The 14,431-nt window shown below is 61.0% G+C and carries 13 protein-coding genes and 3 pseudogenes; 10 read left to right on the top strand and 6 right to left on the bottom strand.

Translation table 11 applies throughout. The features are described from left to right. Positions 1–22 precede the first annotated feature (22 nt). The 6 genes and pseudogenes from M3149_RS21295 to M3149_RS21270 all read left to right on the top strand — a co-directional run bounded on the left by M3149_RS21295 (position 23) and on the right by M3149_RS21270 (position 6,722). Positions 23–889 carry a branched-chain amino acid ABC transporter permease gene (locus M3149_RS21295; protein ID WP_251711385.1) on the top strand — a complete coding sequence of 289 codons (867 nt, stop codon included), beginning with the start codon at positions 23–25 and terminating at the stop codon, positions 887–889. Next, on the top strand, positions 889–1,893 hold the full coding sequence (locus tag M3149_RS21290; RefSeq protein ID WP_251711384.1) for a branched-chain amino acid ABC transporter permease: 1,005 nt from the start codon (positions 889–891) through the stop codon (positions 1,891–1,893). The genes M3149_RS21295 and M3149_RS21290 overlap by 1 nt, the downstream gene beginning before the upstream one ends. After that, positions 1,883–2,620: an ABC transporter ATP-binding protein gene (locus tag M3149_RS21285; RefSeq protein ID WP_251711383.1), complete on the top strand. Its 738-nt coding sequence runs from the start codon at positions 1,883–1,885 to the stop codon at positions 2,618–2,620. Before M3149_RS21290 ends, M3149_RS21285 begins: the two co-directional genes overlap by 11 nt. Then, a pseudogene (locus M3149_RS21280) lies at positions 2,617–3,150 on the top strand (ATP-binding cassette domain-containing protein); the annotation flags it as partial. The gene M3149_RS21285 and the pseudogene M3149_RS21280, both read left to right, overlap by 4 nt. 306 nt (positions 3,151–3,456) lie before the next feature. Further along, a complete protein-coding gene (locus M3149_RS21275) occupies positions 3,457–4,971 on the top strand; it encodes an amidase (protein WP_251711398.1) in 1,515 nt (504 codons plus the stop codon). Continuing rightward, the gene (locus tag M3149_RS21270; RefSeq protein ID WP_251711382.1) at positions 4,968–6,722 is read left to right on the top strand and encodes an AMP-binding protein; all 1,755 of its coding nucleotides are present in this window, start codon (positions 4,968–4,970) and stop codon (positions 6,720–6,722) included. Before M3149_RS21275 ends, M3149_RS21270 begins: the two co-directional genes overlap by 4 nt. 259 nt (positions 6,723–6,981) lie before the next feature. On the opposite strand, the gene M3149_RS21265 is transcribed toward M3149_RS21270, so the two are convergent. Genes M3149_RS21265 through M3149_RS21245 form a run of 5 tightly spaced genes read right to left on the bottom strand, consistent with a single transcriptional unit; the run spans position 6,982 to position 11,668 of the window. Further along, on the bottom strand, positions 6,982–7,983 hold the full coding sequence (locus tag M3149_RS21265) for a 2Fe-2S iron-sulfur cluster-binding protein (RefSeq protein ID WP_251711381.1): 1,002 nt from the start codon (positions 7,981–7,983) through the stop codon (positions 6,982–6,984). Beyond that, positions 7,980–8,954: a PdxA family dehydrogenase gene (locus M3149_RS21260; RefSeq protein WP_251711380.1), complete on the bottom strand. Its 975-nt coding sequence runs from the start codon at positions 8,952–8,954 to the stop codon at positions 7,980–7,982. The genes M3149_RS21265 and M3149_RS21260 overlap by 4 nt, the downstream gene beginning before the upstream one ends. A gap of 12 nt (positions 8,955–8,966) precedes the next feature. Further along, complete coding sequence (locus tag M3149_RS21255; RefSeq protein ID WP_251711379.1) at positions 8,967–9,428, bottom strand: aromatic-ring-hydroxylating dioxygenase subunit beta; 462 nt, start codon at positions 9,426–9,428, stop codon at positions 8,967–8,969. Next, a complete protein-coding gene (locus M3149_RS21250; protein WP_251711378.1) occupies positions 9,428–10,660 on the bottom strand; it encodes an aromatic ring-hydroxylating dioxygenase subunit alpha in 1,233 nt (410 codons plus the stop codon). The genes M3149_RS21255 and M3149_RS21250 overlap by 1 nt, the downstream gene beginning before the upstream one ends. A gap of 12 nt (positions 10,661–10,672) precedes the next feature. Next, on the bottom strand, positions 10,673–11,668 hold the full coding sequence (locus tag M3149_RS21245) for a Bug family tripartite tricarboxylate transporter substrate binding protein (protein ID WP_251711377.1): 996 nt from the start codon (positions 11,666–11,668) through the stop codon (positions 10,673–10,675). A 138-nt stretch (positions 11,669–11,806) separates the two neighbouring features. Here M3149_RS21245 and M3149_RS21240 point away from each other — a divergent pair, with 138 nt between their 5' ends. After that, entirely contained in the window at positions 11,807–12,592 is a 786-nt protein-coding gene (locus M3149_RS21240; RefSeq protein ID WP_251711376.1) for an IclR family transcriptional regulator domain-containing protein, read from the top strand. A 53-nt stretch (positions 12,593–12,645) separates the two neighbouring features. Here M3149_RS21240 and M3149_RS21235 read toward each other — a convergent pair whose 3' ends face one another. After that, positions 12,646–13,104, bottom strand: a complete 459-nt coding sequence (locus M3149_RS21235; protein WP_251711375.1) for a hypothetical protein — start codon at positions 13,102–13,104, stop codon at positions 12,646–12,648. A gap of 231 nt (positions 13,105–13,335) precedes the next feature. On the opposite strand from M3149_RS21235, the gene M3149_RS21230 reads away from it, so the two are divergent. The 3 genes and pseudogenes from M3149_RS21230 to M3149_RS21225 form a co-directional block, all read left to right on the top strand. Further along, positions 13,336–13,854 carry a helix-turn-helix domain-containing protein gene (locus M3149_RS21230; RefSeq protein WP_251711374.1) on the top strand — a complete coding sequence of 173 codons (519 nt, stop codon included), beginning with the start codon at positions 13,336–13,338 and terminating at the stop codon, positions 13,852–13,854. A 113-nt stretch (positions 13,855–13,967) separates the two neighbouring features. Continuing rightward, positions 13,968–14,120, top strand: a pseudogene (locus tag M3149_RS23225) (IS3 family transposase); the annotation flags it as partial. Positions 14,121–14,271: 151 nt separating this feature from the next. Beyond that, positions 14,272–14,431 (top strand): annotated as a pseudogene (locus M3149_RS21225) (IS3 family transposase); the annotation flags it as partial.

Genomic DNA, 14,431 nt, shown 5'->3' with positions numbered 1-14,431 from the left:
CTGAATCAGCGCTCGCCACGTCATGGACCAACTCCTCGTCAGCCTGTTCGACCTTGCCTACAGCATCGCGACACTGGCTTTGATCGCTGCTGGCCTGGCGCTGGTGTTCGGGCTCATGCGGGTCATCAACTTGGCGCATGGGGAGTTCATCGTCCTGGGCGGCTATGCCACCATCACGGCGCTTCAATGGGGCGTGAACATCTGGGTGGCAATGCTGGTCGTGGCGCCCCTGACCGTGGGCCTCTTCGGTTTCCTGGTCGAGCGCCTAGTCATTCGTTGGCTCTACGGCCGCACGGTGGACACGCTGCTTGCCACCTGGGGGCTTTCCCTAGCCATGGCCGGCGGCATGTCCATGGTCTTTGGCACCACCACCACCGGGGTTCCGAATCCGCTGGGGCCTGTGCAGCTTGGCGCTTACCAGGTAGGGGGCTACGGCGTATTTGTGGTCTGCGTCACCGTGGTTCTGATGTCGGTCATGTATCTCGTGTTGAAGCGAACCCGTGCCGGCCTGGTGGTGCGCGGAGCCATGCAATCGTCCAACGTCGTGGCTGCACTCGGGCATTCGCCGCAGCGGATATACATGCTGACGTTTGTTGTGGGCAGCATGGTCTCGGGCTTGGCCGGCGGGGTGCTCGCGCCACTGGTGGGTATCACGCCAAGCTCGGGGGGGCAGTTTATCGCCAAGGCGTTCATAACCGTGATCTCGGGCGGTGCGTCGGTGGTCGCTGGCACCCTCGCAGCGAGCACTCTGCTTGGCACCGTTTCCAAGTTCTTCGAGCTGCTCGCCACTCCTGTGGTGGGTGAGCTTGCCCTGCTGGTGAGCGCTGTCGTTCTTTTGCGATGGCTGCCACAAGGGATCACGTCGCGCCTTTTCAAGGGATCTGCCTGATGCAGCGAACGACAACACCCCGAACGGCTGATCGTTGGTGGTATGGCTTCGTGGCAACTGCGGTCGTGATGGCTCTGGCCCCGCTCCTGTTTGCCGAGTACACCCTTACGCTACTGGTCATTTATGCCCTGCTGGCACTGTCGCTGGCGTTTGTCTGGGGATTGGGTGGAATCCTGTGCTTCGGTCAGGCGGCGTTTTATGGGCTGGGCGCTTACACGTATGCGGTCGTGTCCATCAACATGGGTGGATCCACCTTGGCAGTACCCATGGGCGTTCTGGTTGCAGCAGTCGCAGCACTGGCCCTGGGCGCCATGATGTTCTACGGGCGAATCGGCGACGTCTACCTCGGTGTGATCACACTGGTCTTCACGCTGTTGCTCTTCAAGTACGCCAGCAGCACGGCCGGCAGCGAGTACGTCATCGGACAGGCGCGCCTGGGGGGGTTCAACGGAATACCCGGATTCCCGCCGATGAATGTGCCGGGAAAGCCCGAAGTCGTCGTTCACGGGTTGGGTTTGTACGCCGTGGTCGTGGTGGCCGTCCTCGCATGCTGGGCATTGCTTAGATGGGTGGGTACGACGGCCTTTGGACGGGTGCTGAGCGGGGTGCGCGAGAGCGAACTGCGCTCGGAGCTTTGTGGCTACGACGTGCGGCTCGCCAAGACCGTGACCTTCGGCCTAGGGGGAGGTGTGGCTGGCTTGGCAGGGGTGCTCTTCGCATGCTGGGCCGAGATCGTGACCCCGGAGGTCTTCTCGTTGGGTGTCTCTGCCGAGATCATCATCTGGGTGCTGGTGGGGGGGCTTGGCAGTCTTTGGGGGCCCATGCTCGGAGCGGTACTCCTCGGCGCGCTCAAGGGTTGGCTGGGGATGCAGCAATGGGTTGACAGTGGCTTGGTGATGGGCGCATTGCTGGTGGCCGTAGTCTTATTCATGCCGCGCGGCGTCATGCCGGCGTTGGACCTCTTTGCGAGCGGTAGCAAGCAGGAGGACGGACATGACCGCTGAAGTAGTGGTGCGCGCCAGTGGCGTGATCATGAAGTTCGGTGGCGTCACAGCCGTCGATGGGGCTTCCATGTGCTTGCGCCGTGGCGAGCTCCGCTGCCTGATCGGTCCGAACGGCGCCGGCAAGTCAACGTTCTTCAAGTGCCTCAGTGGTCAACTCATGCCCACAGAGGGCGAGATCCTGCTGCAAGGCGAATCGATCGCCGGCATGAATCTGCACAGCGTTGCAAGACTGGGAGTGGGAGTGAAGACACAGGTCCCCAGCTTGATGAACGGATTGACGGTTCGCGAGAACATCTGGCTCTCTGCGAACTCGGTCAGGCAACGCTCGCGAGCTGAGGTCGAAGCGCGCGTGGATCAGGTGGTCGAAAAGATCGACCTGGGCCGTTTCCTCCAGCGATCGGCCGGAGCGCTCGCGCATGGCCAGAGGCAACTCGTGGAGCTCGGCGTGGTTCTGGCGCGCGACCCCTGGTTGGTGCTACTTGACGAACCTGCGGGTGGCCTGACCAGCGACGAAGTCCACCGCATGGCCTCGCTGGTGCGCGCCCTGACCGCGCAAGCTACCGTGGTCGTGGTCGAACACGACATGAACTTTGTACGCGACATCGCCGAGACGGTAACCGCCTTTCACCGTGGCCGCATCCTTGCCGAAGGCACGGCCGACGCAGTCCTTTCGGATGAGAACGTACGTGACGTCTACCTCGGTCGAACGGCGAGGGCCAATAAATGAATACGGTTCTCAAGGGTACGAACGAAAGTCATGAGGTCATCGAACAAGCGTTGACTCCCGCGCTGCTAGTCCAAGGACTGAGAGCCGGCTACGGTCACATGCCCGTATTGCATGACCTGTCGCTGAGTCTGCAGCGAGGCGAAATCGTGGGTGTGCTGGGTGCAAACGGCATGGGAAAGAGCACCCTCATGAAGGCGATCGCGGGTGTTTTGCCGGTCATGTCAGGTCGCATCTCTGTGGATGGGGTCGACGTCAACCGGTTGCCTGCTCACAACCGAGCCCGTCTTGGCATCGGCTATGTTCAGCAGGGGCGGGGCATCCTGCCAACGCTGAGCGTGCGTGAGAACTTGGCGATCGGATGGAGCGTCGGTATCGACGAGAGCGAATCCCAGGCGATCGACCGGGTCCTCGTACGATTTCCACGACTTGTTGCGCTGCTGGACCGACCCGGCGGTGGCTTATCCGGGGGTGAGCAGCAGTTGCTCGCGCTAGCAAGAGCGCTCGTGGCCAGACCCTGGCTTCTGCTGCTGGATGAACCGACCGAGGGCATACAGCCGTCGATCATCGACGAGATGGCGGACACGCTGTCACAGCTTCGAACCAGCGAAGGGCTGAGCATTTTGGTGGCCGAGCAGAACCTGGATTTCGTCCTCGACTGCGTAGACAGAGCGCTGATGCTCGAGAAAGGCGTCATCGTCGATGAGTTCAGCGCCAGCGAACTTCGCTCGCCGCAAGCCATGGAGCGTCTCGTGGGATGGGGCGCTGCGCGCGCCACCCGCTCATCGAACGGCTCGACCCCTCCAACACCGTCAATGCAGATCCGACAGGAGAACACCATGGCCGTGCGCCGACCCAGCCTTGAACAGTTCAGAGAACTGGTGAGCAGCCTTCACATGCGGATGTCGGACAGGGAGCTGACCCAGTACCTTGAACAGATGGAGGGTAGCTTTCAAGCCTACGACCGCGTGGACCAACTGCCCGACTTCCTGCCGGAGGTGGTCTATCCGCGAACCCCTGGACGCCGCCCCGACCCGCAGGAGAACCCGCTCAACGCCTGGTATGTCAAGACCGACATCCAGGGGGCCGCCAGTGGACCGCTTCGCGGCAGGCGGGTGGTGCTGAAGGACAACATCTCGCTGGCAGGTGTACCCATGATGAACGGAGCTTCCACCTTGGAGGGCTACGTGCCTGATGTCGACGCCACCGTGGTCAGGCGTGTGCTGGATGCCGGTGGCGTCATTGCCGGTAAGGCACACTGCGAGTACTTTTGTCTTTCAGGCGGCAGTCACACGAACGCCACCGGTCCGGTGCACAACCCTTGGCGCAGGGGGCATATCGCGGGCGGTTCGTCTTCTGGCTGCGGCGCCCTGGTGGGTGCGGGGGAGGTTGATCTGTCGATCGGCGGCGACCAGGGAGGCTCCATCAGGATTCCCGCCGCGTTCTCGGGCTGTTACGGGATGAAGCCCACGCATGGTCTCGTTCCCTACACCGGGGCCATGCCCATAGAAGCCACTGTCGATCACCTGGGGCCCATCACTTCCAGCGTGGCCGACAACGCCTTACTGCTCGAGGTGATCGCGGGCGACGACGGACTGGATCCGCGCCAGTACGCACCTCGCACGTCGCGCTATACCGAAGCACTCAAGCAAGGCATCGAGGGTTTGCGAATCGGCGTGGTTCGTGAGGGGTTCAATCTTCCGAACGGAACCCCCGGACTGGACAATAAGGTCCAAGCCGCGGCAGACAAACTCGCCACTCTGGGCGCGCGCCTGGTGCCGGTCAGTATTCCTATGCATCTGGACGGTGCGGCAATATGGACGCCCATCACCCTTGAAGGCATGCAAGCCCAGATGATGCACGGCAACGGCATGGGCTTCAATTGGCGTGGGCTGTACTCGCCCAGCTTGCTCGACAAACATGCCAACTGGCGCGCACGCGCGGACGAGCTTTCGCCGTCACTCAAGGTTTCGATGTTTGTTGGTGAATGGTTCCTGCGTCAGCACAGGGGCCACTACTACGCGAAAGCCCAGAATCTTTCACGCCGATTGCGGCTGGCTTACGACGAGGCGCTCGCCGATGTCGATCTGCTGCTCATGCCCACGCTGCCCATGGTCGCGCAGCGTATCCCCGAACCCGGCGCACCGCTGGCCGAGATCATTGCGCGCGCCTTCGAGATGGTCGTCAACACCGCACCCTTTGACGCGACGGGGCATCCCGCCATGAGTGTTCCCTGCGGACTACTCGAAGGGCTCCCGGTGGGCATGCAACTCATTGGCAGGCATTGGGATGAGTTCACCATCTATCGGGCCGCGGCAGCGTACGAGCGATCGGTCGATTGGAAGACGCTATGAAATCCCTGCTCGCAAGCCCGTTCTCTAGCTTTCCAGCCTCCCAGGACATCGCCGCACAGCGGCCTGTGGGAGGGGTCTCGCACGTACGAGGAGCAGCCAGTCCTCCGTTGCTTGACCTCACCATTGGCGCCTTGCTGGATCGCGCGGTTGCGCTGCATGGTCAACGCGATGCGTGCGTTTTTGCGGGCCACGGTACGCGCTGGACCTGGGCCCAGTTGAGCGAACAGGCGGACGAGGTGGCGGCCGGTCTGTTGAGCATGGGCGTGCAGCCGGGTGATCGTGTCGGCATCTGGTCGCCCAACCGTCCGGAATGGGTACTCGTGCAGTTCGCCACGGCGCGGATTGGCGCGATCTTGGTCAACATCAATCCAGCCTATCGGACCGCAGAACTCGAGTACGCCTTGAACAAGGTTCAGGTCAAGCTGCTGGTGACCGCGGTGGGCATGAAAACGAGTAACTACCTTGACATGCTGGAGGAGATCAGCCCGGAGATTCGTGATCACGCAACAGCTGGTTCTCACCGCCTGCAGCTGCAGCGGCTGCCAGAGTTGCGGCACATCGTTCAACTCGGATCCGAGCCGCGCCCAGGCATGATGACGTTTGCTGCATTGCGGTCATTGGCGGCACCCGCTCAGCGTCAGCGCATCACGGCGCTGGGCGCACGCTTAGATCCTCATGATCCCATCAACATCCAGTTCACCAGCGGAACCACGGGACAGCCGAAGGGTGCGACGCTCACCCACCACAACGTTGTCAACAACGCGCGATTCGTTGGCCATGCCTTGCACATATCGGTGCACGATCGCTTGTGCATACCAGTCCCCCTATATCACTGCTTCGGTATGGTGATGGGCGTTCTAGTGTGTGCCGTACATGGCAGTTGCATGGTGTTTCCGGGCGAGGGCTTTGACGCTGCCGAAACGCTACGCGTGGTCGCGCAAGAGCGTTGCACCGCCCTGCACGGTGTGCCGACGATGTTCGTGGCGATGCTGGCGGCGCCGGATTTCGCTTGCCACGATCTGCGTAGTCTGCGCACGGGCATCATGGCGGGCGCTCCTTGTCCAATTGCCACCATGCGTCAGGTCATATCCGATATGCACATGCCCCAAGTCACCATTGCTTACGGCATGACGGAGACTTCTCCGGTTTCATTTCAAAGTGCTATCGATGACAGTATCGAGCGTCGGGTTTCCACTGTGGGCCGGGTTCAGCCGCATCTGGAGGTCAAGGTGGTGGATGCTAGTGGAGAGACGGTTCCCTTAAACGTCACGGGAGAGTTGTGGACCCGCGGTTACTCGGTCATGAAGGGCTACTGGCAAGACGAAGCGCGCACGCGCGAGAGCATCGTTGACGGCTGGATGAGGACTGGGGATCTGGCCACCATCGATGATCAAGGCTACTGCAACATCGTTGGTCGCCTGAAAGACATGGTGATCCGGGGAGGCGAAAACATCTATCCCAGGGAAATCGAGGAATTCCTGTACGGGCACCCCGACGTTCAGGAGGTTCAGGCATTCGGCGTTCCGGACGCGAGATATGGAGAGGAGCTGTGTGTCTGGGTGGTGCCTCGACCGGGCGCCGAACTGAACGAAGCATTGATCCGGGCGTACTGTCAGGGAAAGATCGCGCACTACAAGGTACCCAGGTACGTTCGTATCAAGAGCCAGCTGCCGATGACCGTCACGGGCAAGGCGCAGAAGTTCGTGATGCGAGATGAAATGCTGAAGGATCTGGGGTTGACCACCGGATGATCGAACGCCTGGCCCGACGGGCTATGGGCAAGCCGTCATCAGCGTCAACGTGAAGCAGGCACCGCCCTGCAGCACAGGGCGGCCTGCACAAAGCCGCCGTGGCGATCCACGATCCGTTTTACGTTGGCCATAAGTGGTCTGCATAGGCTTTCCACTTTGGATGTGATGCTGGGCGATGCTGTTACTCTGAACCCAAGGGGGCTGGCGCGTCGGCGATGGATTCGGGTCTATCGTGCTCCGCTCAGACCGGCCGACGTGATCAAGGCGCTGGACCGGGCGCAAAGACATCGCTGTGGAATCGCTCGGGGACCATACCCAGCTGCTGCAGGCACATCGTCTTCACAGCGTTCACCATCGGCGGCGCGCCACAGCAATAAACATCAGTGCAATCGACGTCGATCGCCACCGTGGCGAGAGCGGCATCCACTCGCCCATGAAACGCTTGCATCTCGATGGCGTCGTTCGCGTCCTCGATTGCCGCCAGGAAATGAAGACCCGGCAACGAACGCTGCCAGCGACCAACATGCTCGCGCATGTAGAGCCCTTGTCTATCGCGGCCTCCCCACACCAATGCAATTTCACGAGCAGAGCGGCGCTTGCTCAAGTCGTCCAGCAAGGACTTGACGGGCGCGAACCCAGTTCCCCCGCAGACACATACGAGCGGTGACGAAGCGCCCGGATCAATGGCCACCTGGCCGAACGGCAGCTCCACCTCGAGCTCGTCTCCAGACTGCAAGGAGGACAGTTGCTGGGTGAACTGCCCCCCGGCGACATGCCGAATGTGCAATTGAATCCCATCGCTTTCGTGCGGCGCATTGGCCATCGAGTAGGCACGTCGCGAGCCATCAGCTAGCAAGACCTGCAGGTACTGGCCCGCCCGAAAACGGGCACGCTGTCCTGCCGGCAAGCGTAGCTGCAGCACACTCACATCCGGCGCAGCCAGGGTGTGGCGAAACACCTTGGCCTTCAGGCGCTGCCTGGCACCCGGCTCGATGAGTCGCCAACTCGAAGGCGCTATCTCGAGGTTACCTAACGGGCGGCATTGGCACAGCAGTTCCTGCCCTTCAGGCACTGCCTCCGCATTGACGATACCGCGGGACACTTCGCCGCCATTCACCTTTGCCGCGCAGTTGCCACACACCCCTTTGCGGCATGAGTAGGGCAACTCGATGCCGGCCTTGAGTGCTGCGTCCAGAATCGTTTCCTCGCCGCCACAGGGGAACGAAAACTCGCTGCCAGCGACATGTATCTGAAAACTCATGCAAGAGATCTCGTATCAGAGGTTTGAGTGGTCCAGCCACTCACCAGGTGCAGGCTGCGAAGCATCGCGTCGGGACGCGCACGACCGGTGCCCGCGATATCCATCGCACTGCCATGACCGGTGCTGGCCAGAAGCACCTGCGCACCGATTGACACGGCGCTGGCTGCTTGCGGTGCCAGAAGCTTGACGGGGATGTGACCCTGGTCATGCAGCATGGCCACATAAAGATCGAAAGGCCGCGTGTCGCGGTCTGCCAATAGCGCGTCCGCTCCCTGCGGATCGGTCACGTCGTAACCCAGATCTCGCAGTCGTGCCGCTGCAGGTTTCGTGCAATGGCTGTCATGAGGGCCGAACAAATCACCCTCAGAGGCGTGCGGATTGATACCAAACAACGCCGCCCGGGGCTTGTCGATACCCATGGCAGCGCAAGCTCGCAAGCCAGCAATGGTTGCAGCAACGACCAGCTCGGGCGTCAGGCGTCTCAGCGCAACTTCGACGCTCTCGTGTAGCGTGGCATGCACGATACGCAGGCCGGCACCGACGAGCATCAGGAATACCGAGTCTTCTGGCACTCCGCTCACCCGTGCGACCAGGCCAGGATAGCCATTGAACGCAATGCCAGCACGCGCGATGGCTGTCTCATGGTGCGGTCCGGCAACCACCGCGTCGAACTCCCCCGCGCAGCAGGCCTTGATCGCTGTACTTGCACTCTCAACGGCGCTAGCACCGGCCTCGGCCACTATCTGACCTGGCTGATGTGCTGCATCCGGCAGCTCACCCACCGACATGACCCGAATCTCGCCAAGCACTTCCTGCAGCTGCAGCGATTGAGCCGTTCGGGATAGCACGGCCGCGGGCCCGAGCACGGTAATCTGCGATCGTTGCGCGCGCGTCAGTGTCGCCAGAGTCTTCAGTGCAATCTCTGGTCCGACCCCATTGGGATCGCCCAGTGTGAGGGCAATGCGCTTCAATGTTGTTCCAAGTTACAACGGCAATGCCATGAGCGTGTCTGTCACGGTGCTGTCGCACACAGCCACACGCTCTGCCAGGAGCAGTCGCCCCTCATCGAGGACAAATTGATCCCGATAGACGCCTGTTGCGAATAACAAGGTCTCGCCGGTTGCCATGATGCGCGCCACCATGAAGGGGGTTCGGGCCGAAAGGCCGTTCTCATTCAAGGAGCCGATCATCGGAACGCCGAGCAAATGCCTATATCGCTGGCGTTCGTAGACGTTTGCTTCACGCAGGGCTGCGACTCGATCGATCAGCATGTTGCGCGAGTTGGCCCAGATCACCCCTGCCGGCAGGCCCTCTTGTTCGTTCTCGATGTTCGTCACCCGGTAGCGGGCGTCTGAAGTAAAGAAGTCAGGCCATTCCTCCAGTCGATCGCTGTCGATGGCATCGGCATAGGCGGCATTGAACGCCATGACGCTGTTGAGATCCATCACGCCGCGACCCCCATGTGCTGACGATAAGCCTTCCAGAAGCCGCGTACCGAGGTTTCTGTGGCCCGGCCTTCCCCGGAGGCCACCACGTCACCACCCATCTCCACGACAGCTTCAAGTCCGCGCGCTCCCGCAATCCCGCGCTGAACGAAGCCGCCCACTGCACCATCTTCCATCGAAATGAAGCCTGCCGGCCCCACGAGGTTGCACTGCTTCAACCGAACTTGTGTTTGCTCGGGCGTATCGTCTTCGAATCCCAGGTAGACCCAGTTGAGCTCGCTTCTATCGGGTCCCTTGGGTAGAACCTGCCGAACAGCGAGGCAGTTCTGGATCTGTTGCAGAACGAAACCCGGAAACACCGACAGGATCTGAAGCGTGATGCCGTCCGACCATTCGTCGAACCCCGCCAAAAGGCTCGGATCCTTAAGTCGATACCGGTCGTGATCTGATCGCAGCCCTTGCTCGCGATAGGACGCATCCTTGGCCGCGGGGTCGATCATGGAGAAGCTCACATGGTTGCCGCCGGATTCGTCGACGATCACGCCGCCCTTTTGCGAAAGACGATTGATCTCGAACGTCGTGAAGAACAGGTGCAGCAGGCTTGCGTGATAACTGTCCCGAACGTTCTCCACGTAGAGCTTCCAGTCGTTGGGAAGTGCCTGGGTGAAGCGTCCAATGACCTTGACGGGTTTGTGAAGCACCCGTTCGATGCGCGCGCAAATCTCGTCGCCCAAGTACTCCTCTATGGGGGGCACGTCGTCACTGAAGCTGCCGAACACCAAGCCGCAGTAGCTCGCGATGCGAAGCTTTCGCGGCCCGTGGTGCTCTTTGCAGAAATCGGGTGGCATGCCACCTTGTCCCCTCACGCCCTGCTCGAAGGCGACACCCGTGAGGTCTCCCTGTCGGTTGTAGCTCCACGCGTGATAGACGCACTGGAAACTCTCGGCCCGGCCGGACTTTTCCAGTGCGATCAATGCTCCTCGGTGCGCGCAGCGGTTCTCGAAACCGTAGATCTCGCCATCGGCGTCCCGAACCACCACAACAGGCGTATCACCGATGAACGTGGTTCGGTACTGGCCGTCGTCGCTAATCTCCGCCTCCAGGCACAGGTAGTGCCAGCTTGGCCCTTGAAATATTCGCTCCTGTTCTTGCAGATACACGTCGTTGTCTGCATAGACGTCAAAGGGAACGCGGGTGAGCTTGTCGGCCCAACGAATAGTCTGCACTTGCATGGGGAGAAACGATCAATCGATGGTGACGTTGGCGGTCTTGATGACGTGAGCCCATTTTTCAGACTCACCGCGAATGAAGGCGGTGGTCTCTTGAGGTGTCTGCCCGCCAGGATCGGCGCCTTGCGCCGCGAACTTCTGGCGTACGTCCGGCAATGCCAAGGCGGCAGAGAACTGCTGCTGGATTGCTTGCACAGCAGAGGGGGGCGTGCCAGGAGGCGCAACGACGCTGAAGAAAGTGACGGCTTGCATGGCGGGCAGGCTGAGCTCTGCAAAGGTTTGCACTTGCGGCAGGGCGTTTGAGCGCTTTCCGTCCGCGACAGCCAGCACCTTGATGCGCCCAGCCTGGTGGTACTGAGCAGAGGATGCAATGTTGTCGAAGAACACGTCCACTTGGCCGGCCACCAGGTCCGTGAGCGCAGGGGCCGTGCCACGGTAGGGGACGTGCACCATCTTCGTACCGGTGAGCTGCATGAACAGGTTTGCGGTGAGGTGCGATGTCGACCCGTTGCCTTGGGAAGCGTAGGTCACCTTGTCGGGGTTTGCCTTCAGGTAGGCGACAAACTCCGCCAGGTTGGCGGCGGGTACCTTGTTACTGACTGCCAGAACGTTGGGCACCGTAGCCACCACCGTCACGGGTACCCACTTGGTGGGGTCGAAGGTCATCGACTTGTACAAGTGATGGTTGATGGCGATAGGGCCGGGTGGCGAGACAAGCAAGGTGCCACCATCGGGCTCGGCGCGCGCCACGAACTCGCCCCCGATGTTGCCTCCGGCGCCGGTTTTGTTCTCGACCACGATACCCGCGGGAAATGCGTCGCGCATCTTCTCAGCGAGGATGCGGGGAAGCACATCGGCGGTACCACCCGCGGGAAAAGGTACCACCAGACGCAGGACCTTGTCAGAGACTGGCCTCTGAGCGTGTGCCACCCCGGGAATCAACACGCCGGCTATACAGCCCAGAGATGTCAGCGCCACCTGGCGTCGGGTCAAGCGATTGCGAACGTTCATTGTCTGTCCTCTACTCGTCGGGTTGTCGTGGGTGTTCGTGGTTGTCACGCACACAAGGGGCAGTCTAGCTTTCGGGTTTGATCAGGGTCAAATAAAACGAACAAAATGTTCGCTATGCGAACTGCGGAGAGTCTAAAGATGAACCAACCGACGGGAGAAGTCAGCTCACTGGTGAACGACCGGGAGTACGTGATGGCTCTGGAGAAGGGACTGGCCATCATCGAAGCCTTCGGTCAGCTGCGTGGAACTGCAACGCTGAGCGAGTTGGCAACGCTCACGGGTAACACCAAAGCCTCGGTGAGGCGCTCATTGCATACCCTTTGTCGCCTCGGCTATGCGGCACAGACAGGGCGCCAGTTCCGCTTGGCGGCGCGCACTCTGCGATTGGGGGAGGCCTTCGTGGTGTCCGACCAACTCACTCGCATCGCTCAGCCGATTCTGGAAACCTTGGCAGAGCGAACCAAAGAGTCCGCATCAATGGCTGTTCTGGATGCGCAAGACGTGGTGTTTGTCGCTCGCGCCACCCACAGGCGAAGCTTGTCGGTCGGCTTGGGCGTCGGCGCTCGCCTGCCGGCGTTTGCAAGCGCGACTGGCCGTGTGCTACTCGGTGGGCAGTCGCGCGATTGGGTGCGCTTCATGCTCAACCGTATGAGCCGGCCCGCACTAACACCCAAGTCCATCACCAGCGTGCCCAAGATCATGCAGCAGATCGATATGGCGCAGCGCCAGGGTTTTGCCGTTTGCGATCAGGAGCTGGAGGTAGGCTTGCGATCCATCGCCGTCCCGATTCGTGATGCTCAAGGCAATGTTGTTGCGGCCATGAGCCTGTCCGTCGCAACCAGTCGCATGGACGCGAATGCCATCGTGGACAAGCTGCTGCCTGAGCTAGAGCGGTCTCGGCAGCGCTTTCCGCAGTTGTTATAGGCCGCCCTAGGTCCATAGCTTCAGTCTGGTGCACGTCGCGCCACCGGTGGAAATCAGGCCGCGAACTGCCCGTCCTCAGCCTCGCCGTCGTTTTCCGCTTCGCCAAACTCTTCCACTTGCTGCGTGGCCATAGTCAGGACAGTCGTATCCATGCCCGGTATCTCCTGTTGGCCCAAGTATTCAGCTCGGTCAGTCTGAGCGATCTTCACCGGCACCTCGTGGACGCTCCATCGTCCGATCTGCCCAGTCGCCCATCTACGGTCGATATGCACATCCGCGGCGAGGAGGACTCCGTTGTCGACCGAATCCAACAGAACGCATCCGGCCATGTAACCAAACACGGCTGACTCGCGAAAAAGCAAGGCGGACTTTCTCCTCCTGAGCTCGGCGAGTGTCGTGGCAGACGCCTTGAATGTGTCTGAGGAGTGAACGCCCTGGATCCGAACACGAAAGCGATTGCGCCAGATCCCCTCCACACGAAAGCAGACCCGAACCACCTCGGCGTTGGGCATCCATCGAGGCACATCGCCAATCGGCATGCGCTCCCCGTCAGCCGTGGTGTAGAGCGTGAGGTACCCTGACCCCTTGGCTTGCTGCAACCTGCGGCGCCGAAGCGCAAGGACAGGATCCTTCGACGGATCCCCCGAAGACTTCAATGCACTTTCGTACTGTTCCTTCAGACGCTGTGAACCGCCCCGGGATTGAACTGACCCCCAGAAGTTGGACGAACTTCAAGGGGTTACATGAGGAAGTACGAAACGGAGTTCAAGCTGGAAGTTGTCCAGAGCTTCTTGGCCGGCGAAGGCGGTGCGAAGCTTTTGGCGCGGCGGTGGTCGATCCCCGAGGAGAAGATCCGCATGTGGGTGAGCCGCTACCGTCTGCATGGCATCGACGGATTGCGCCCCAAGTACAGCGCGTACAGTGCGCAATTCAAACTGCAGGTGCTGTCCCATCAGGATCGTGAGCAGCTCTCCAGTCGTCAGGTCGCCGCGCTCTATGACATCCGCAATCCCAACCAGGTTGTGGTCTGGCGACGCAATCTCGATCAAGTCCACCGGCAGGCGCTTGAGAGCGGGAAAGAAGAACAACCCAATATGAAGCCAGAACGACGCTCTGCAGCGATGTCGAGAACGGTCGTTGCCGATGCGGAGAACACCCTGCGGGAAGAGAACGACCGACTGCGCGCGGAGGTCGCGTACCTAAAAAAATTGCAGGCCTTGATCCGGTCGAAGAAGTCAGCTGCGCCGACAAGGCGCGCCTGATTACCGGGTTGAGGCATCACCACAAATTGGCGGACTTGTTGCTGGTGGCGGGCCTGGCACGCAGCACGTACTACTACCATTGCAAAGCGAGCCAGCGCGCCGACTCAAGTGCCATGGAGGTGAAGATCCGTACTGTCTATGACAAGCACAAGGGTCGCTACGGCTACCGGCGGATCACGGCTGCGCTGTGCAAATCAATGGCGGAACCGGTCAACCACAAGTGCGTGCAGCGTCTGATGCAAAAGATGGGGTTGCGCGCGTTGATTCGGGCGAAGAAGTACTCCTGGCAGGTCCCGGGCGTGAGCGATGCGCGCGTGCCCAACGTTCTGCAACGTGACTTCCGCGCGACCGCGCCAAACCAGAAGTGTGAACCGCCCCGGGATTTGAGGAGGCTCTTTTCTCTGAGAGGATTGAGCCATGAACAAGAAGTCGAACAAGTTCTCACCCGAGGTGCGCGAGCGCGCCGTGCGCATGGTGCAGGAGCACCGGGGCGAGTACCCCTCGCTGTGGGCGGCCATTGAATCGATCGCGGCCAAGATCGGCTGCGTGCCCCAGACCCTCAACGAATGGGTCAAAC

Source organism: Hydrogenophaga intermedia (genome assembly GCF_023715105.1).
GTDB lineage: Bacteria > Pseudomonadota > Gammaproteobacteria > Burkholderiales > Burkholderiaceae_C > Hydrogenophaga > Hydrogenophaga intermedia_A.
This window is presented reverse-complemented; position numbering and strand designations above follow the sequence as displayed.

Coding starts and splice junctions, on each gene's coding strand:
- M3149_RS21245 (WP_251711377.1), bottom strand. CDS start 11,668: ATGAACGTTCGCAATCGCTTGACCCGACGCCAGGTGGCGCTGACATCT.
- M3149_RS21295 (WP_251711385.1), top strand. CDS start 23: ATGGACCAACTCCTCGTCAGCCTGTTCGACCTTGCCTACAGCATCGCG.
- M3149_RS21250 (WP_251711378.1), bottom strand. CDS start 10,660: ATGCAAGTGCAGACTATTCGTTGGGCCGACAAGCTCACCCGCGTTCCC.
- M3149_RS21285 (WP_251711383.1), top strand. CDS start 1,883: ATGACCGCTGAAGTAGTGGTGCGCGCCAGTGGCGTGATCATGAAGTTC.
- M3149_RS21290 (WP_251711384.1), top strand. CDS start 889: ATGCAGCGAACGACAACACCCCGAACGGCTGATCGTTGGTGGTATGGC.
- M3149_RS21275 (WP_251711398.1), top strand. CDS start 3,457: ATGGCCGTGCGCCGACCCAGCCTTGAACAGTTCAGAGAACTGGTGAGC.
- M3149_RS21265 (WP_251711381.1), bottom strand. CDS start 7,983: ATGAGTTTTCAGATACATGTCGCTGGCAGCGAGTTTTCGTTCCCCTGT.
- M3149_RS21230 (WP_251711374.1), top strand. CDS start 13,336: ATGAGGAAGTACGAAACGGAGTTCAAGCTGGAAGTTGTCCAGAGCTTC.
- M3149_RS21235 (WP_251711375.1), bottom strand. CDS start 13,104: ATGCCCAACGCCGAGGTGGTTCGGGTCTGCTTTCGTGTGGAGGGGATC.
- M3149_RS21270 (WP_251711382.1), top strand. CDS start 4,968: ATGAAATCCCTGCTCGCAAGCCCGTTCTCTAGCTTTCCAGCCTCCCAG.
- M3149_RS21255 (WP_251711379.1), bottom strand. CDS start 9,428: ATGGATCTCAACAGCGTCATGGCGTTCAATGCCGCCTATGCCGATGCC.
- M3149_RS21240 (WP_251711376.1), top strand. CDS start 11,807: ATGAACCAACCGACGGGAGAAGTCAGCTCACTGGTGAACGACCGGGAG.